Raw genomic sequence first — 17,079 nt, 5'->3', positions numbered from 1 at the left:
GCTCCGGAGGCCGCGCTTTTCGTCTCCTTACCGCTCGTTGATCCGCACCGCCGTGCCGTCGATTACCTTCGGGCCGCGCTTCGTGACGCCGAGGTGATCGTTGATGATCCTCAGGTTGCGCTCGTTCGCCTTGAAGAAGACGTCGAACACGTCACCGGCCAGTGGGATGGCGCCGAGCGCGGTGTCCACCGCCACGTTGCCGACCATGCGGGCGATCTTCCAGCGCGGGAGGCCGAGCTGACGCGCCTCCCAGATGATATAGCTCGCCAGGGCCGCCGAGACGGCGTCGCCGACGACCGGCACGAGACCCAGGAGCGCATCGAGGCCGACCCTGCGGTTGAGGCCCGGAATGACGATGGCGCTGTCCAGGAGCTTTGCCAGGAGCGTGATGCGGGCAAGGGAATCCTCCCGGGTCGGACCGGCAGCTTTGATGGCTTCGAAAAAGTCGCTACGGACAGCAGGCATTCATGTCTCCAGTCGCCGATGTTACGGCTCGCAACATGATATGTGAATCGTTGGTAAAGCCCGCAAGAGGACAGCGATCAAAAGATATAACATGTCATAAAAGAGTAGCCAAAAAGGATAAAATACCCCATCCATCATCCGGTTCTTGGCCGATAATCCTTTTGATCTGATTATTTTCTTGTAAATGACCTTGCCTCGGCCGGAATACTGCACAGGTTCTTGTCCCAAGCGACAACGCGCCTGCCAGTCACTGGCCAAAAACATTGTTGCAGTGGGAGACCAGCCCGCCCGCATTCCCTGGTGGGGGCTCAGAACGGGGAGACCCGATGAGCACCGATGTGAACATTCGTCGCGCCTTCCGGATCATGACCGCGCCAAGTGTCTGCCTGGCGCTTCTCCTGCCCGACCCGGCAAATGCGCAAAGCCGGTTTCCCGAGCCGACCGGCATCGTCATTCCAATTCCTCTTCACGAGGCCGCTTCCTCTCCGCAAGCCGCCGCAACCTCCTCAAAGGTCCCTCGGGCCCTGAAGGCTCTTTCCCGGCCTCATCCCATGATCGAGTACACGAGCCTTCCTGCCGGCGATCACGTTACCGCCCCCGATACGACCGGTTCCCTGCCCGGCTCCGGGCCACTCGGAGGGCGTGTTCCCTCGGGCTTCGCGTCCCTGCTCTCCCGGGGCGCGATCAAGCTCCGCGATACCGCGCCGCCCGATTGCCTGCCCGGCAACCTGCTCGCCGTGGTGGCGGATATCGCCGGCACGTTCGGGGCCGTCAGCATCGAGTCCACGCATCGCAGCACGAGCCGGAACCGGCGCGCGGGCGGCGCGCGCCACTCGCTGCACCTGTCCTGCCGCGCCCTCGATTTCAGAGTAAAGGCGCGCAGCCGCGGCATCATGGCCTATCTTCGCTCGCGTCCGGAGGTCGGCGGACTCAAGATGTATCGGAACGGCATCATCCATATCGACAACGGCGAGCGACGCTCCTGGTGAGCGATGCGCCCAAAAGGAGGCGGCCTCGCCTGCTTTGGTAGGGCTGGAAAGGCCCGCCGCAATGGTCGACATTCGCCCCATGTTCGAAACCTTTACGCATCGTCGGATCGAGACGTCCGAAGCCGTGATCAACCTCCGCCACGCAGGTGAAGGCCCGCCGGTTCTGCTGCTGCACGGGCACCCGCAGACCCATGCCATGTGGCACCGGGTCGCCCCGCAGCTCGCCGAAGACTACACGGTGGTCTGCGCGGATCTGCGCGGCTACGGCGACAGTTCCAGGCCTCCGACGACATCCGATCACGAGCCCTATTCGAAGCGCGCCATGGCGCAGGACATGGTCGAGGCCATGGCGGCGCTCGGCTTCGAACGGTTCGCGGTGATCGGGCACGATCGCGGCGGGCGCTGCGCCTATCGCATGGCGCTCGACCACCCGGACCGGATCCTCGCCCTGTCGGTGCTCGACATCCTGCCGACCTACGAGCATTTCGCGCGCACGGACATGGCCTTCGCCATGGGCTACTGGCACTGGTTCTTCCTGGCGCAGCCGCATCCCATCCCCGAGACGCTGATCGCCGCCGCTCCCGACACGTTCTATCTCCGGCGCGGCCGCGCCATGTTCGCCCCGGAAGCTCTGGCCGAATACAGGCGGTGCTTCACAAACCCCGATACGATCCACGCCATGTGCGAGGATTACAGGGCCGGCGCCACCATCGACATGCAGCTGGACGAGGCCGACAAGCGGGCCGGACGACGCATCGCTTGCCCGGTCCAGGCGCTGTGGGGCCTGCGCAACGGCCTCGAGCGCTGGTATGACGTGCTCTCGGTGTGGCGCGAATGGGCCGATCGGGTCGAAGGCCACGGAATCGATTGCGGCCACTATCTCGCCGAGGAGGCTCCCGACGAGACGCTCGCGGCGTTCAGACCGTTTCTGGCGAAAGCCTTCGAGGCCGACCGCTCACAAACGCCCGACGCGCAGTGACAGGGGAAAGCGGATGGGGCGCCGGCGCTCCGGCTCGCACCAGAGCGCCTGCAGCTCGCGTCCGAACTCTTCGACGGGCTGTCGACCCTGCGCCGCCTCGAGACCGCGCACGGCCGACCACGTATCGACATAGCCGAGCAGGTCCGAGGCCCGCCACTGGACCTCGATGGCGAGCGGAGGGGCGGTCCATTCCTCGAAGGGAAATGCAAAGGAACGATAGCCCTCCTCGACGTGGCGACGCTCCAGCGGCCAATAGGGCCCCACCACATCCTTGTAGAAGTGCCGAACGAGAGGATCGATGTCGGGATCGGCCTCGATCACGCCATAGGTGATGAGCGCCAGCACAGCGCCGGGTTTCCCGACCCGGCGCGCCTCCGCATAAAAGGCGTCGAGATTAAACCAGTGCGCCGCCTGCCCCGCCGTGATCAGGTCCGCGGACGCGGCGGCGAGGCCGCTCTGTTCCGCCTTCGCGACGTGATACTCCACGCGATCGTGCGTCTGCGCCTTTTCGATCTGCGGAGCGCTGGCATCGGTCGCGATCACGCGCTCGAACCGATCGGCGAGCAGTACGGAGAGCTGCCCGGTGCCGCAACCGACATCGAGCGCGAGATCCGTCTGCGGGCAAAGGCCCGCGAGATAATCGACGAGGGCGTAGGGATAGGTCGGGCGGTACGCAGCGTAGTCGCCAGACTTGGTCGAGAAGTGATCTTTGAACGACATGGTTACACCGCGGAGAACGGTGCGACGGTGATGCCGTTGGCTTCGAGCTTTGCCCTGACCGTGCGCGCCATCATGACGGCGCTCGGCTCGTCGCCATGGACGCAGATCGTGTCGACCGCGATGGGAACGCGCTTGCCCGACGTGGAGACGACCGCCCCATCCTGCAGGGTGCGCAGCACGCGCTCGGCCGCCGCATCCGCGTCGTGCAGAACGGAGCCCGGCTTCTTGCGGCTGGTCAGCGAACCGTCGTCCTCATAGGTGCGATCGGCGAAGAACTCCCGCACCACAGGGATGCCGACGGTCTCCGACGCCTTCTCCATCAGAAGACCCGGCATGCACACGTTGACGAGGCCCGAATCGATCCCCTTGATGGCGCGGGCGATTGCGAGCGCCAGGCTCTCCTCCTCGTTCGCCATGTTGTTGAGCGAGCCGTGAACCTTCACATAGGTGACCTTGTGGCCGGCGAGAGCCGCGACAGCCTGCATGGCGCCGATCTGGTAGGCGATCATGCGCTCGATCTCGGCGGGGGTGTCGCCCCGGATCACCCGTCTGCCGAAACCGTGCAGATCGTTGAAGCCCGGATGCGCGCCGATCGCCACACCCTTCCGCTTGGCGATCTCCGCCGTTCGGAACATGGTGGACGGATCGCCCGCATGGAACCCGCAGGCGATGTTCGCCGAGGAGACGATGTCGAGCATCGCCTCGTCGTCGCCCATGGTCCATGCTCCAAAGCTTTCGCCCATATCGCAGTTCAGATCGACCTTCATGTCCCTCACACCACAACCGGTTGCGCCATTTGCGTCCCGACATGGAACACACGCTTGTAACGCTCGATCTCGTCCTCCGGGCCCAAGGCCTTCGTCGGATTGTCCGAGAGCTTCACGGTCGGACGATCATCGGCGGAAATCACCTTGCAGACGATGGAAATGGGATCGAGCCCGCCCTCGGGAACGAGCCCGCGGAAATCGTTCGTGAGCAGCGTCCCCCAACCATAGCCGATCCGCATGCGCCCGCTGAAATACCGGTGGATCCGTTCGATCACGTCGACATCGAGCCCATCGGAGAAGATGGCGAGCTTATCGCGCGGATTCTGCCCCCGCTGACGCCACCATGCGATGGCCTCCTCGCCGCCTTCGATGGGGTCCTTGGAATCGATGCGGATGCCGGTCCAGGACGACACCCAATCGGGAGCGTTCTGCAGGAAATTCGTGGTGCCGTAGGTGTCGGGCAGGATGACTCGCAGGTTGCCTTCGTAATCCTCCTGCCAGTCCGCGAGCACGCGATAGGGGGCTTTTGCCAGCTCCTCGTCGGTGTCGGTCAGCGCCGCATAGACCATGGGGAGCTCGTGAGCGTTGGTGCCCACGGCCTCCACCTCGCGGCGCATGGCGATCAGGCAGTTGGAGGTGCCGAGGAAGGCTGGCCCCAGTCCCTCGATCATGGCCTGCACGCACCAGTCCTGCCACAGGAAGCCATGGCGGCGGCGCGTCCCGAAATCCGAAATCGAGAGATCCGGCATGCGCCGCAGGCGCTCGATCTTCTCCCAGACCCGCGTCATGGCGCGGGCATAGAGGACCTGCAGCTCGAACTTGCCCATTCCCCGCAGGACCCCGCGCGAGCGCAGCTCGTTGAGGATGGCGAGCGCCGGGATCTCCCACATGGTGGTTTCGATCCAGGGCCCGTGGAAGGTCAGCACATATTGCCCGTCTTCCTTCTCCAGAAGATATTCCGGGAAGCGGAAGGTCTCCAGCCAGTCCATGAACTCCGGAGAGAACATCTGCCGCTTGCCGTAGAACGTGTTGCCGCGAAGCCAAGTGGATTCGCCGCGCGTCAGGGACAGGCTGCGCACATGGTCGAGTTGCTCGCGCAACTCGCCCGCATCGATGATATCGGCCAGGCGGATCCGGGTGGTGCGGTTATGAATGCCGAAGGTGACCTCGACGTCCCGATGGCGGCGAAAGATCGTCTGGGCCATCAGGAGCTTGTAAAAGTCCGTATCCAGGACCGACCGAACGATCGGGTCGATTTTCCAGGTGTGGTTGTAGACCCTGGTCGCGATGTCCACCATCGCCTGCTCCTAGCGCATCGTTCGGAAACGTGGACCCGGTTTTCCGCCTGAACGATGCGCTTTTCAAGGGAGTGGAGCATCGGACCCGAAAGTGCAAATTCACTTCTCAGGTCCGATGCCCTCACCGTTTCGGGAGGCAGGACAATAGCGAAGGCCGATCCCCGATGAAAGAGTGCCTGTCGTCAATCCTCTCATGCCTCAGGGCGGCAGCACGTCGACCTGAATCGACGCGTAATAGGCCGCGACGTCGGCCATGTCCTGGTCCGAGAGGTCTTTTGCGACAATGTTCATGGTTTCGTTCTTGCGCGCGCCGGACTTGTAATCCGACAGGGCCTTGACGAGATAGCTCTCGACCTGCCCCGCCAGGTTCGGCGCTTCCGGGTTCTTCGAGAGGCCATCCAGCCCATGGCAGGCCTGACACGTCGTGATCTTCTGGCGCCCTGCCTTCGCGTCGGCGGCCGCCACGGAAACCGGCCCGAGGCAGATGAGCAGAGCCCCGAGGAGCGCCGGCGCATCGATGATTTTCATGGATATGCCTTTCAGCGGACCAGGCGCGCCTTGCGGCGCGCCTGCAGGAACGGGCCTAGTGGCCTTCATAATAGATGCGGTAGATCGCGCCGGCCGTATCGTCCGAGACGAGAAGCGAGCCGTCGGCGAGCGTCGCCACGTCGACCGGGCGGCCGAGATACTCGCCGTTCTCGTTGAGCCATCCTTCGGCGAAGACCTGCGGCTTGTCCGCCGTTCCGTCGGGCTTGATGGGCGTGAACATCACCCGCGCGCCGACCGGCTCGGTGCGGTTCCAGGATCCGTGCTGCGCCGAGAAGATGCCGCCCCGATAGGCCTGGGGAAACATCTTGCCGGTGTAGAACACCATCCCGAGATCCGCGGCGTGAGGCGTCATCTCGACCTGGGGCGGGACGGTGCCGGACGGAACCTGATCGCCCTTGTATTCGACCGTGCGCACCATGCCGCCGCCATAATAGGGGAAACCGAAGTTCTCGCCCATCTGAGTGATGCGGTTGAGTTCGCCGGGAGGCTGGTCGTCGCCCATGCCGTCGACCTGATTGTCCGTGAACCACAGGGTCTTGTCCGCCGGATTGAAATCCATTCCGACCGAATTGCGGATCCCGGTGGCGTAGACTTCGCGGTTCTTGCCGTCCTGATCCATGCGGATGATGCCGCCGATGCCGTCCTTCCGGTAAAGCTCCAGCTTCTCCTTGGGCGGCACGTTGAAGGGCTGTCCGAGAGCAATGTAGAGCTTGCCGTCGGGACCGACCCGGCAGACGCGGGCCGTGTGGTTGAAGCTCTCCTCCGAGGGCGGGATCAGGTCGCCCTGCTTGACGACGATTCCGGCCGCGACGTCCGGGCCCTCATAGAAGAACTCGGCCGCCGGAAACTGCAGCACGCGATTTTGCTCGACGACGTAGAGCATGCCGTCGCGCGAGAAGCAGACGCCATTGGGAATCTTGAACTCGACGGAGGGCGCGAACTGCTTCACCTCGTCGGCGACGCGGTCCTTGTCGCGATCCGTGACCACGTAGACGTTGCTCTTGCGCGTTCCCACGAAGACGACGCCCGCATTGGGCCCGACGGCCATGTGGCGGGCATCGGGCACGACGGCATAGAGATCGATCTTGAAACCGGCCGGCAACTTGATCTTGTCGAGATTCTTGCGGATCGCGTCGGCGCGGCGCCCCTCCTGCGGGATCTGCTTGGGCTCGACGGTGCCCGTGCTCTGGAATGTCTGGAGTTTCTCGAGATTGCTGGTCGGCGGCTGTGTGGCGGGCTGAGCGAAACTCGATGACGCGAATGCTACAGTGGAGACGGCGGCGAGCCAGATGGATTTCATCCTTCCCTCCCTGGGAGCGCCCCTGCCCTGCTTTCGTTTTTTGATCTTCGGATCGGCTCCGAGATGCTTCGTTTTGCTGTCTTTGACTATACTCAAGCTGCCCTATGAATGAAAGATGCAAAGAGGCGCATGAAAAAGGGCCGCCAAGCGGCCCTTTCGCATCATTGCCGTTCGAGCCTCAGCTCAGATTCACCTTCGCCTGATCGCCCGGATCGGGCTGCTGCCCGGTCAGGGCGGCTTTCGCATATCCGTAGAGATGCACGATCGTCGAGGACGGGCTGTCCCAGTATTCGCCCTTGGAGGGATGGACGCGGATCAGGGCGATCTGCGGATCGTCCGTGCCTTTGGGGAACCAGGCCCTCAGCGGCTCCGACCATTTCTGCTCGATCTTCGCTTTGTCGCGAACGATCTCGGCCTTGCCGGAAACGGACACGTAGGTCTGGCTTTTGGGATCGCTGAAGCCGAGATTGATTTCATTGTCGCGAGACACTTCCGTCATCTTGGGCGATTGAATCTGCGTGAAGAACCACAGATCGCCGTGCTCGTCGGCCTCCTGGTTGTACATGGGCCTGCTGTGCAGCGTACCGTCCGCGTCCACGGTGGTCATCATGGCGATCTTCACGTCCTTGATCAGCTCATAGAGCTTTTTGGCGTTCGGATCGTTATGGCCATGTTGGTGCATCATCCACTCCTGATTCATCGCAAGGTCTCGGGGCAAGGTCTTGGGTCGGCGACGCGCAAGCGCAATTCTACGGTCGGCTCGGCGACCCCGAGAGATCGGTTGGACAACGGACGGGGTCGGTTTTGGTTCGGATTTCGCCTATGACAGCAAGACGACGCCTTAACGGATGGGGCTTGAACCTATACATGAGGCTTAAGAAACTGTTGGACGACAGCCCAGGAGCCTCCATCGTGGCCATTACCCGTGAAGATGTGTTGCAGGCGCTCTCGACTGTTCCCGTCGATACCGGCGGAACCAGCCTTGCGGCGTCGGGGCGCCTCTCCGACGTGCATATCGATGATGCCGGCCGGGTGATGTTCTCGATCGCCGTCGATCCGTCCGAGGCGCAGGCGATGGAACAGGTCCGCCAAGCCGCCTCCGAGGCGGTACAGGGTTTGCCCGGAGTGAAGGGCGTCTTCGCGAGCCTGACCGCGGATCGTCCTGCCGGTTCGGGCGCGCCCTCTCCGTCTCCGGCGGCCGCACAACGCCCCCGGGCGGCCGCCCAGCCCAAGAACCAGCGGATTCCGGGCGTGAAGCACGTGATCGCGGTGGCCTCCGGCAAGGGCGGCGTGGGCAAGTCGACGACGGCGTGCAACCTTGCCCTGGGCCTGAAAGCGCTCGGCCTGAAGGTCGGCGTGCTCGATGCCGATATCTATGGCCCGTCCATGCCCAAGCTCCTCGGCATTCACGGCAAGCCGAGGCTTTTGGAGAACCGCATCCTCGAACCCATGGAAGCCTATGGGCTCAAGGTCATGTCCATCGGCTTCCTCGTCGAGGAAGAGGCCGCCATGATCTGGCGCGGCCCGATGGTCATGTCGGCGATCACGCAGATGCTGCGCGAGGTCGCCTGGGGCGATCTCGACGTGCTCGTGGTGGACATGCCTCCCGGCACCGGGGATGCACAGCTCACCATGGCGCAGGCGACCCCGCTCGCGGGCGCCGTAATCGTCTCGACGCCTCAGGATCTCGCCCTCATCGATGCGCGACGGGGCGTATCCATGTTCAGGCGCGTGGAGATCCCGATCCTGGGCATCATCGAGAACATGGCAACCTTCGTCTGTCCCCATTGCGGCCAGACCTCCCACATCTTCGGCCATGGCGGCGCGCGTTCGGAAGCTGAACGCCTGGGCGTACCGTTCCTCGGCGAGGTTCCGCTCAACATGACGATCCGCGAGCTCTCGGATGCGGGACGCCCCGTCGTCGTGGCGGACCCGGACGGGCCTCACGCCGCAATCTACAAGGACATGGCGCAACAGGTCTGGAGAACGCTCGACGGCGCCGAGGCCGCCCGGCCCGCGCCACGCATCGTGATCGAGTAAGGCGGCATGGCGCCTTACCCCGCGACCCTGGGCGTCATCCTGGCCGGCGGCCTCGCGCGCCGCATGGGCGGAGGCGACAAGCCTCTCCTGACGCTCGGGGGACAAACGCTCCTCGCCTCCCTGGAGGAGCGGCTCGGCCCGCAATGCGAGGGTCTCGTCCTCAATGCGAATGATGACCCTTTGCGCTTTGCCGAAACCGGGCTCCCCGTGGTGCCCGATTCCGTCCCGGGGCGTCCAGGTCCCCTTGCGGGCGTTCTGGCGGCACTCGAATGGACCGCCGTTCACCGCCCTTTCGTCGAATGGGTGATCAGCGTTCCGGGCGACACGCCCTTCATTCCCGAGGATCTCGTCTCCCGCCTCCATGCGGAGCGCGAGGCTGCGCGGCAACCTCTTGCCTGCGCCGCATCGGGATCTCATGAGCATTATGCGATCTGCCTGTGGCCGGTCGCGTTGCGCCAGGATTTGCGTCATGCGCTTACGCTCGAAGGCGTCCGCCGCATGGAAGACTGGAGCCGGAAACGCGGGCTCGCGACGGCGACCTGGGCGACGGAGCCGTTCGATCCCTTCTTCAACATCAATACGCCGGAAGAGCTGATTGCCGCGCAGTCCATCGTCGAGCGCGGCTCCTTGCCTGTTCGCGCGACGGACACGCCGGCGGGGAGGATCGCGATGACGGAACTGGATCTGTCCGGATTGAAATGCCCGCTTCCGGTGCTGCGCACCCGCAAGGCATTGCTCTCCCTGGGTCCGGGCGACAGGCTCAGCGTCACCTGCACGGATCCGCTCGCGGGGATCGACGTGCCCAATCTCGTCCGGGAGCTCGGCGATACGCTTTTAGAGCAGCGTCAGGACGGGACGAGCATCACATTCGTGATCGCCAAGGTCGGTCCCACGACATGAAGAAGGCCCGGCGTCGAGCCGGGCCCCTTCGCAAGTCGATCAGAGAATCAGGAGCCCTTACGCAGGCTGTCCTTCATGCCGCCGACGGTGTTCTGGATACGGCCTTCAGTCTTATCCATCTTGCCTTCAGCTTCCATCTTCGAGTCGCCGAGAGCCTTGCCGAGGCCTTCCTTCACGCGGCCCTTGATGTTCTTCATGCTGCCTTCGGTACGGTCACGATCCATGGTTTTTCTCCTTATTGAACGTCTGTCGATTAACGCCGAACCGAAGCTTCGGTTTCAAGCCGAGCTGTACCGGATCGTCGCAGCCGATCCGGGTCCAGAACATTTCGCCCGCTGCTCAAGTCGTTGTAAGCATAACTAATTCGCGAGCATGCATACTCGACGGCTCTATTGCGCTCATCCGTCGCGACAACCGCAAAATACGCATCCAAGGGCCGTAAGCACGCGGGAAATGCCTGCAAGCAAAGGCATTGCGGACGCGAGCGCCACTTTTATCGCTTGCGGATATAGACACGGCAACAGGCTGCTCTAGTTCGAATGTTGTAACATGATCGTTCCAGAACTGCTGTCCGCGAGTCCCCAGTGCCCTCCGCCCACAGGCCTCCCAGAAAGTCCCCGAAGACCGTGCCCCGGAAGCCTGCCCGGCCCGGCGCCGGATCACCGGCGCAACCACCGCACCGGATCGTGCTTCTGGCGCATCAGCTCAGGACACCTCTCTCCGCCATCGGCGCCCTGGCGCAAGGCCTGATGCGGCGCGCGGAGCGCTTGAGCGCCGAGGACGTCAGAGGCCGCGCCGAACGAATCTGGCAGGCCAGCCTGCGCCTCGACGAGCTGATCGACATGATCATGACCTACACGCGGGCCAGCGCCGGCGGAATGCTTCTCGACCCCGCCGACTTCAACCCGGAGGCTCTGATCGGGCGGGCCTGCCGGGAGCAGAGCAGCCAAGCTCCGGAACGGCCGTTCGTCATAGACATTCAGGGTCTGCCCGAGACGATCATCGGCGATCCCGTCCTGCTGGAGCAGGCGCTTGTGATCGTCCTGTCCAATGCGATGAAATACTCGCCCCCCGACAGGCCCATCGGCGTGACGGCGCGCCCCTGCGCGAAAGGCATCGAAGTCGCCGTGAGAGATAAAGGAATCGGCATCTCCCAACTGGACATGCCCTTCCTCACGCAGCCGTTCTTCCGTGGGCGGAACGCCAAGGAAATTCCCGGCACCGGCCTCGGACTGAGCCTAGCATGGCATATTCTCATGCTTCACGGTGGCGCCCTTCACGTGGAGAGCCAGGAGGGACGCGGCACCACCGTGACTCTGACGATCCCCGAAAGGAACGTGACGGGGGCGACGGGCCTTCTCTAGCGCATCGTGCGGACCCGAAGGGCCGCGCGAGCGAAGAAAAGTGGTCCCGGTATTCGCTGACGCGGCCCTTCGGGTCCGCTCGCAACGATGCGCTGATCTAAGAAGAGAGCATCGGATTCGATCCCAAAAGTGGAGTCCACTTTTCACGTCCGATGCTCTAACGGACCAGGATGGCGCGAAAGTCGTTCACATTGGTGAAGGTCGGGCCCGTCACGACGAGCCTGTCGAGCTGTGCGAAGGCGGAATAGGCATCGTTCGCGGCCAGACAGGAAGGAAGATCGAGGCCCTTCTCGCGGGCGACCGCGAACATGGCCTGATCGAACCAGGCCCCCGCATTGTCCTCCGACCCGTCGATGCCGTCGGTATCGCACGCGATGGCCGACAGCCCGTCCTCGCCGCGCAACGCCAGGGCGAGCGCGAGCAGGAATTCCGCATTGCGCCCGCCTCGCCCGGTCCCGCGGACGGTCACCGTCGTCTCCCCGCCCGACAGGAGCACGCAAGGTCCCTTGACGGGCTCGCCGTAATGCCTGGCGGAGCGCGCGATGCCGGCCATCGCGCGCCCGACTTCGCGCGCTTCGCCCTCGATGGCATCGCCCAGGATCAGCGGCGTCAGGCCGAGCTCGCGCGCTTTTCGAGCTGCCGCGTCGAGCGCCATCTTGGGCGTAGCGAGCATATGCACCTCGCCCGCGTCGCCCGGCTTCTCGACACGGTTGGACCGAATGGTTTGCGCCACATGCGACGGCACGTCGATGCCGTGCCGCGCGAGAATGGACAGGACCGCCTCGGGATCGACCCTTTCAGGGATCGTGGGACCGGAGCCGATGCTCGAGGGATCGTCCCCCGGCACGTCGGAGATGAGATAGGTGACGAGACGCGCGGGTGCGATCGCGGCGGCGAGCCGCCCGCCCTTGATGGCCGAGAGCGCCTTGCGCGCAAGGTTCATCTCGCCGATGGGCGCGCCCGACCTGAGGAGGGCCCGGTTGAGCGCCTGCTTGTCCGCGAAGGTGATGCCTTCGGCGGGCAGCGAGAGAAGCGCCGACGCGCCGCCGGAGATGAGGCACACGACGAGATCGTCCGGACCCGCCTGATGAGCCAGGGCGAGAATGCGCCGGGCGGCGGTCAGGCCAGCCTCGTCGGGAACCGGATGCGCGGCTTCGACGATCTCGATGGAGCGCGTCGGCACCGCATGGCCGTAGCGCGTGACGACGAGCCCTTCGCAGGTTGCCCCCGCATCTACCCATGCGTCCTCGAAAGCTGCCGCCATCCGGGCGGAGGCCTTTCCGGCCCCGAGAACGATCGTTCTGCCCTTCGGGCGGGGCGGCAGGCAATTGTCGAATTTGCCGTCCGGAAGCGCCGCCGCAAGCGCGGCATCGAACAGGGCACGAAGGATCAAGGGATCGTCTGTCATGCCCTCAGCTTACGCGAGAAATCGCTTTCGTGAAGGCCCCGTAACGCTTCGCGGGCCCTCATGCCTCGATGGAAACGGGCTTACCTTCGCTCGCAAGATGCAGCGACACGCCGGCGGCCGCGATCCTGTCGACGAGGGCCGCGTCCGGGACGCGGTCGGTCACGATGTCGGTGAGGCTCGCCATCGGGCAGACGAGTTCGAGATGGCGCCGGTTGAATTTCGACCCGTCGAGAAGAAGAACCTTGCGCTCGGCCCGCTCGATCATCGTGCGCTTGACCCAGCAGGCCTGGGTTTCGACGTCGTTCGGACCCTCGAGGTTGAGGCCGCTCGCGCCGATGAAGGCGATGTCCGCATTGAAGCGCTGGAGGAACGCGCAGGTCTCCGATCCGTAGACGCCGCGCTCATGGGACGAGAAGTCGCCCGGGCAGAACAGGACCCGCACGCCGCTCTGCGCCACCAGCGCGTTGGCGACCGCGAAACAATTGGTGATGACTGTGACCCGCTCGGCCATTTCGGCAAGAACATGCGCGAAGTGAGACGTGGTCGAGCCTGAATCGATCATGATCACGTCGCCTGGCTTCACCAGCCCGGCGGCCGCCTGCGCAATCGCCTCGCGCTCCTCCACCGCAAGCGTGTTCCGATCCTGAAAGACCGGCTGGAGTCCGAGCTGCCGCCCCGCCGCGCCGCCATAGGTCCGGCTGACCAGGCCGCGCTGCGTCAGCTCCTCGATGTCGCGCCGCACCGTCTCGGCCGAGACGCCGAGCCGTCGGGCGAGGTCCGAGGTTCGCACGGCGGGGCTCAATCCCAGCTCGGCCACGATCAGGCGCTGGCGGGCTGCCTTCTTGCCTTCAGGAAAAGACACGTCGGGAATCTCCAATTCACAGCTGAGAATATCGTAACTTGATCAAAAGTGTTGGAACATCCCACATTTGTATGCTTGATCCTCCAAATTTCGTCATCTAGGCTTCACACAAGGGCATGAAAGTGCCCCAAAAGGAAACGCCCGCGAATGCAAGTGACTGGCCTGCGCTCACCCCGTTCCCTCGTTCAGGGAGCGGCGGCATGATCCCCCTTTCTCAGCTCCCGCTGGAGAAGGCGCGTTCCGTGCGCGTCATCCTCACCGATATCGACGACACCATCACGACCGAAGGCATGCTGACGGCATCCGCCTATGCGGCTCTCGAGAATCTGCAGCGCGCCGGTTTCCTGGTAATTCCCGTCACGGGCCGTCCGGCCGGCTGGTGCGATCATATCGCGCGCATGTGGCCGGTGGACGCCATTGTCGGCGAGAACGGCGCCTTCTATTTCCGCTATGACCGCGAGCGGAAGACCATGAACCAGCATTTCTGGGCCACGGCCGACGAGCTGAAGCGCAACCGCGCCAGGCTCGACGCCATCGAGAAGGAGGTCCTCGCCTCCGTTCCCGGATCGGCGCTCGCCAGCGACCAGGCCTATCGGCTCGCCGACCTCGCCGTCGATTTCTGCGAGGACGTTCCGCCCCTGCCGGAATCCGACGTCGACAGGATCGTGGCGATCTTCGAGCGCCATGGGGCGCAGGCCAAGGTCAGTTCCATCCATGTGAACGGCTGGTTCGGCGACTACAACAAGCTCAGCATGGCCAAGACGCTCCTGGCCGACGTCTTCGGCATGGGCTGGGACGAGGCGGAGCGTTCCGTGATCTATGCGGGCGACTCGCCGAACGACGAACCCATGTTCGCGGCCTTTCCGCTCAGCGTCGGCGTGGCCAACGTTCACGCCTTCGAGCACCGGCTGAAGAACAAGCCGGCCTACATCGCCAAGGGGCATTCGGGAGACGGGTTCGCCGAGATGGCCGAACTTCTCCTTGCCGCCAAAGGCTAACCCGCTTTCCTGTCAGGATCTCAAGGATCACGTCGATGTCCGAGATTGTCGTCAACGCAGTATCGAAAACATGGGGCGGCGTTGGCGGCGTCAATCGCATCAGCTTCAAAGCGGATGCGGGGACGCTGCTGGTCCTGCTCGGCCCTTCGGGCTGCGGCAAGTCCACCACCCTGCGCCTGATCGCGGGTCTGGAAGAGGTCGATTCCGGCACCATCACCATCGGCGGCCGGGATGTCACGCATCTCTCGCCGGCTCAGCGCAACATCTCGATGGTGTTCCAGTCCTATGCGCTCTTCCCGCACCTGAACGTGGCGGAGAACATCATCTTCGGTCTGCGCGTGCGCGGCGTCGGTCGCGCGGAGCGCGATGCGCGCCTCAAGAAGGTGGCGGACATCGTGGGCCTGAGCCACCTTCTGGAGCGCAAGCCGTCGCAGCTTTCGGGCGGACAGCGCCAGCGCGTCGCTCTGGGGCGGGCCATCATCGCAGAGGCTCCCGTCTGCCTGATGGACGAGCCGCTCTCGAACCTCGACGCCAAGCTGCGCCACGAGATGCGCACGGAAATCCGCGGCCTGCAGCAGCGGCTCGGCATGACCATGGTCTATGTCACCCACGATCAAACCGAGGCCATGACCATGGCCGACCGCGTGATCCTGATGCGCGACGGACATATCGAACAGAACGGCGCGCCCCATGAGCTTTACAACGAGCCCGCGAGCGACTTCACGGCGCGTTTCATCGGCACGCCGCCGATGAATATCATTTCCTGGCAGGACGGCGCCGTTCTGGGCATCCGGCCGGAGCATGTCGCCCTTGTGGAGAACGGCGGCATTCCGGCTGTCGTGAAGGCGGTGGAATACCTGGGCGCGGACAGCATTCTCCTCTGCGACGTGAAGGGCGAGACGGTCTCCGTCCGCCAGGCCGGCTACTGCGCATTGCCTGCCGGTGCACAAGTCGCGCTCGGGTGGCAAAACCGTCACATACATCTGTTTGACAGGGACAGCGGAAAGCGTCGCGCGGGCAGCGCCCTGCCCCGGTGAGGCTTTCTTCTGAAAGAGCGCCGGAGGCATCCTGTCCGCCGGCGCGTGGCTTCTAAGACCCGAAGGGGGAGGACAATGAAGTTCAAGACAAAAGCCCTGCTCACGGCAGGCCTCATGACGGCGGCGAGCCTGAGCGCCAGCATTGCTCACGCGGTCGACCTGACGATGTACTATCCGGTAGCCGTCGGCGGACCCGTCACGAAGGTCATCGACGACATGGTTCAGAGCTTTCAGAAAGAGAACCCTGACATCAAGGTCGAGGCCGTCTACGCCGGCAACTACACCGACACGATGACCAAGGCCATGACGGCCATGAAGGGCGGCCAGCCGCCGCAGCTGTCGGTTCTGTTCTCCACCGATCTCTTCACGCTCATGGACGAGAAGGCGATCGTACCGGTCGACGAGATCCCCGGCGCCGACAAGGACTGGCTCAACGGCTTCTATCCGGCCTTCATGGAGAACGGCCGCGTCGATGGCAAGACCTGGAGCATTCCGTTCCAGCGCTCCACCATCGTCCTCTATTACAACAAGGAAGCCTTCAGGGAAGCCGGCCTCGATCCGGAGAAGCCACCGACAACCTGGGCCGAGATGGCCGAGATGTCGAAGAAGCTCGTGAAGAAGGACGCGTCCGGCAACGTGACCCGCTGGGGCGTGGAAATTCCGTCCACAGGCTATGGCTACTGGATGCTCCAGGCGCTCGCCATCGAGAACGGCCAGAAGCTCATGAACGAGGCCGGAAACCAGGTTTCCTTCAATGCCCCCAAGACGGTCGAGGCCCTGCAATACTGGGTCGACCTCTCGGCCAAGGAAAGCGTGATGCCGAAGGGCGCCGTGGAGTGGGGCACCCTGCGCACGGACTTCCTGGAAGGCAAGACGGCCATGATGTGGCACACCACCGGCAACCTGACCGCCGTGAAGGAAGGCGCGAAGTTCGACTTCGGCGTCGCCATGCTTCCGGCCAAGGAGCGCCGTGGCTCTCCGACCGGCGGCGGCAACTTCTACGTCTTCAAGAGCGCTTCCCCCGAGCAGCAGCAGGCCGCGGTGAAGTTCATCCGCTGGATGACTGCTCCCGAGCGCGCCGCCGACTGGAGCATCAAGACGGGCTACGTGGCCGTAACGCCCGCCGCCTATGAGACCGACGTGATGAAGAACTACGTCAAGGACTTCCCTCAGGCGACCGTGGCCCGCGACCAGCTGGAGCATGCCGTGGCCGAGCTGTCGGTGCATGACAACGGGCGAATCTACAAGATCCTCAACGACGCGGTACAGGCGGCCGTTACCGGAACGCAGACTCCGCAGGAAGCTCTCGACAGCGCCCAGAAGCAGTCCGAGCGCGTTCTGAGCCGCTACAAATAATCCAGCCTCACGTGCTGCGGCGGGCTTCCTGCCGCAGCACATTGTTC

Annotated in this window: 18 protein-coding genes; 8 read left to right on the top strand and 10 right to left on the bottom strand. The window is 64.1% G+C overall.

Annotation, left to right across the window (positions count from 1 at the left end; all coding sequences use genetic code 11):
* Positions 1-27: 27 nt before the first annotated feature.
* On the bottom strand, positions 28-465 hold the full coding sequence (locus AB8841_RS14170) for a DUF4112 domain-containing protein (protein WP_370436474.1): 438 nt from the start codon (positions 463-465) through the stop codon (positions 28-30).
* A gap of 326 nt (positions 466-791) precedes the next feature.
* Here AB8841_RS14170 and AB8841_RS14165 point away from each other — a divergent pair, with 326 nt between their 5' ends.
* On the top strand, positions 792-1,454 hold the full coding sequence (locus AB8841_RS14165; RefSeq protein WP_370436473.1) for a YcbK family protein: 663 nt from the start codon (positions 792-794) through the stop codon (positions 1,452-1,454).
* 61 nt (positions 1,455-1,515) lie between these two features.
* On the top strand, positions 1,516-2,433 hold the full coding sequence (locus tag AB8841_RS14160; protein ID WP_370436472.1) for an alpha/beta fold hydrolase: 918 nt from the start codon (positions 1,516-1,518) through the stop codon (positions 2,431-2,433).
* On the opposite strand, the gene AB8841_RS14155 is transcribed toward AB8841_RS14160, so the two are convergent.
* The 6 genes from AB8841_RS14155 to AB8841_RS14130 form a co-directional block, all read right to left on the bottom strand.
* Positions 2,410-3,153: a class I SAM-dependent methyltransferase gene (locus tag AB8841_RS14155; protein WP_370436471.1), complete on the bottom strand. Its 744-nt coding sequence runs from the start codon at positions 3,151-3,153 to the stop codon at positions 2,410-2,412. The two genes, AB8841_RS14160 and AB8841_RS14155, sit on opposite strands and share 24 nt — an antisense overlap.
* 2 nt (positions 3,154-3,155) lie before the next feature.
* Positions 3,156-3,920, bottom strand: a complete 765-nt coding sequence (locus AB8841_RS14150) for a LamB/YcsF family protein (protein WP_370436470.1) — start codon at positions 3,918-3,920, stop codon at positions 3,156-3,158.
* 5 nt (positions 3,921-3,925) lie between these two features.
* Positions 3,926-5,218, bottom strand: a complete 1,293-nt coding sequence (pncB, locus tag AB8841_RS14145) for a nicotinate phosphoribosyltransferase (protein WP_370436469.1) — start codon at positions 5,216-5,218, stop codon at positions 3,926-3,928.
* Between the two features lie 198 nt (positions 5,219-5,416).
* A complete protein-coding gene (locus AB8841_RS14140) occupies positions 5,417-5,746 on the bottom strand; it encodes a cytochrome c (RefSeq protein WP_370436468.1) in 330 nt (109 codons plus the stop codon).
* 55 nt (positions 5,747-5,801) lie between these two features.
* The gene (locus tag AB8841_RS14135; RefSeq protein ID WP_370436467.1) at positions 5,802-7,067 is read right to left on the bottom strand and encodes a sorbosone dehydrogenase family protein; all 1,266 of its coding nucleotides are present in this window, start codon (positions 7,065-7,067) and stop codon (positions 5,802-5,804) included.
* A 178-nt stretch (positions 7,068-7,245) separates the two neighbouring features.
* A complete protein-coding gene (locus tag AB8841_RS14130; RefSeq protein ID WP_370439270.1) occupies positions 7,246-7,749 on the bottom strand; it encodes a pyridoxamine 5'-phosphate oxidase family protein in 504 nt (167 codons plus the stop codon).
* A 230-nt stretch (positions 7,750-7,979) separates the two neighbouring features.
* On the opposite strand from AB8841_RS14130, the gene AB8841_RS14125 reads away from it, so the two are divergent.
* A complete protein-coding gene (locus tag AB8841_RS14125; RefSeq protein ID WP_370439269.1) occupies positions 7,980-9,107 on the top strand; it encodes a P-loop NTPase in 1,128 nt (375 codons plus the stop codon).
* Between the two features lie 6 nt (positions 9,108-9,113).
* Positions 9,114-10,007, top strand: a complete 894-nt coding sequence (gene mobA / locus AB8841_RS14120) for a molybdenum cofactor guanylyltransferase MobA (protein WP_370436466.1) — start codon at positions 9,114-9,116, stop codon at positions 10,005-10,007.
* Positions 10,008-10,054: 47 nt separating this feature from the next.
* Here mobA and AB8841_RS14115 read toward each other — a convergent pair whose 3' ends face one another.
* A complete protein-coding gene (locus AB8841_RS14115; RefSeq protein ID WP_370436465.1) occupies positions 10,055-10,231 on the bottom strand; it encodes a CsbD family protein in 177 nt (58 codons plus the stop codon).
* Between the two features lie 402 nt (positions 10,232-10,633).
* Between AB8841_RS14115 and AB8841_RS14110 the strand changes: the two genes are divergently transcribed.
* Positions 10,634-11,371 (top strand): sensor histidine kinase, encoded by a 738-nt coding sequence (locus AB8841_RS14110; RefSeq protein WP_370436464.1) that lies wholly within the window; start codon positions 10,634-10,636, stop codon positions 11,369-11,371.
* Positions 11,372-11,528: 157 nt separating this feature from the next.
* On the opposite strand, the gene AB8841_RS14105 is transcribed toward AB8841_RS14110, so the two are convergent.
* Together AB8841_RS14105 and AB8841_RS14100 are read right to left on the bottom strand one after the other, a co-directional pair.
* Positions 11,529-12,779, bottom strand: a complete 1,251-nt coding sequence (locus AB8841_RS14105) for a glycerate kinase (protein ID WP_370436463.1) — start codon at positions 12,777-12,779, stop codon at positions 11,529-11,531.
* A gap of 58 nt (positions 12,780-12,837) precedes the next feature.
* On the bottom strand, positions 12,838-13,641 hold the full coding sequence (locus AB8841_RS14100; protein ID WP_370436462.1) for a DeoR/GlpR family DNA-binding transcription regulator: 804 nt from the start codon (positions 13,639-13,641) through the stop codon (positions 12,838-12,840).
* 200 nt (positions 13,642-13,841) lie between these two features.
* Between AB8841_RS14100 and AB8841_RS14095 the strand changes: the two genes are divergently transcribed.
* From AB8841_RS14095 to AB8841_RS14085, 3 genes are all read left to right on the top strand, one after another.
* Positions 13,842-14,639: an HAD family hydrolase gene (locus tag AB8841_RS14095; RefSeq protein ID WP_370436461.1), complete on the top strand. Its 798-nt coding sequence runs from the start codon at positions 13,842-13,844 to the stop codon at positions 14,637-14,639.
* 35 nt (positions 14,640-14,674) lie between these two features.
* On the top strand, positions 14,675-15,676 hold the full coding sequence (locus AB8841_RS14090) for an ABC transporter ATP-binding protein (protein ID WP_370436460.1): 1,002 nt from the start codon (positions 14,675-14,677) through the stop codon (positions 15,674-15,676).
* Positions 15,677-15,751: 75 nt separating this feature from the next.
* The gene (locus AB8841_RS14085) at positions 15,752-17,032 is read left to right on the top strand and encodes an ABC transporter substrate-binding protein (protein ID WP_370436459.1); all 1,281 of its coding nucleotides are present in this window, start codon (positions 15,752-15,754) and stop codon (positions 17,030-17,032) included.
* The last annotated feature ends 47 nt before the right edge of the window (positions 17,033-17,079 follow it).

Origin of the sequence: Microvirga sp. TS319, from assembly GCF_041276405.1 — a bacterium.
Taxonomy (GTDB): Bacteria; Pseudomonadota; Alphaproteobacteria; order Rhizobiales; family Beijerinckiaceae; genus Microvirga.
Note: the sequence above shows the minus strand (reverse complement) of the source record. Positions and strands in the feature narration are given on the sequence as shown.

Excerpts from the sequence above, each read along its gene's own strand:
- AB8841_RS14160 (WP_370436472.1), top strand. The coding sequence starts at position 1,516 with ATGGTCGACATTCGCCCCATGTTCGAAACCTTTACGCATCGTCGGATC.
- AB8841_RS14115 (WP_370436465.1), bottom strand. The coding sequence starts at position 10,231 with ATGGATCGTGACCGTACCGAAGGCAGCATGAAGAACATCAAGGGCCGC.
- AB8841_RS14105 (WP_370436463.1), bottom strand. The coding sequence starts at position 12,779 with ATGACAGACGATCCCTTGATCCTTCGTGCCCTGTTCGATGCCGCGCTT.
- AB8841_RS14155 (WP_370436471.1), bottom strand. The coding sequence starts at position 3,153 with ATGTCGTTCAAAGATCACTTCTCGACCAAGTCTGGCGACTACGCTGCG.
- AB8841_RS14140 (WP_370436468.1), bottom strand. The coding sequence starts at position 5,746 with ATGAAAATCATCGATGCGCCGGCGCTCCTCGGGGCTCTGCTCATCTGC.
- AB8841_RS14165 (WP_370436473.1), top strand. The coding sequence starts at position 792 with ATGAGCACCGATGTGAACATTCGTCGCGCCTTCCGGATCATGACCGCG.
- AB8841_RS14170 (WP_370436474.1), bottom strand. The coding sequence starts at position 465 with ATGCCTGCTGTCCGTAGCGACTTTTTCGAAGCCATCAAAGCTGCCGGT.
- AB8841_RS14090 (WP_370436460.1), top strand. The coding sequence starts at position 14,675 with ATGTCCGAGATTGTCGTCAACGCAGTATCGAAAACATGGGGCGGCGTT.
- AB8841_RS14085 (WP_370436459.1), top strand. The coding sequence starts at position 15,752 with ATGAAGTTCAAGACAAAAGCCCTGCTCACGGCAGGCCTCATGACGGCG.
- pncB (WP_370436469.1), bottom strand. The coding sequence starts at position 5,218 with ATGGTGGACATCGCGACCAGGGTCTACAACCACACCTGGAAAATCGAC.
- AB8841_RS14135 (WP_370436467.1), bottom strand. The coding sequence starts at position 7,067 with ATGAAATCCATCTGGCTCGCCGCCGTCTCCACTGTAGCATTCGCGTCA.
- AB8841_RS14150 (WP_370436470.1), bottom strand. The coding sequence starts at position 3,920 with ATGAAGGTCGATCTGAACTGCGATATGGGCGAAAGCTTTGGAGCATGG.
- AB8841_RS14095 (WP_370436461.1), top strand. The coding sequence starts at position 13,842 with ATGATCCCCCTTTCTCAGCTCCCGCTGGAGAAGGCGCGTTCCGTGCGC.
- mobA (WP_370436466.1), top strand. The coding sequence starts at position 9,114 with ATGGCGCCTTACCCCGCGACCCTGGGCGTCATCCTGGCCGGCGGCCTC.
- AB8841_RS14130 (WP_370439270.1), bottom strand. The coding sequence starts at position 7,749 with ATGCACCAACATGGCCATAACGATCCGAACGCCAAAAAGCTCTATGAG.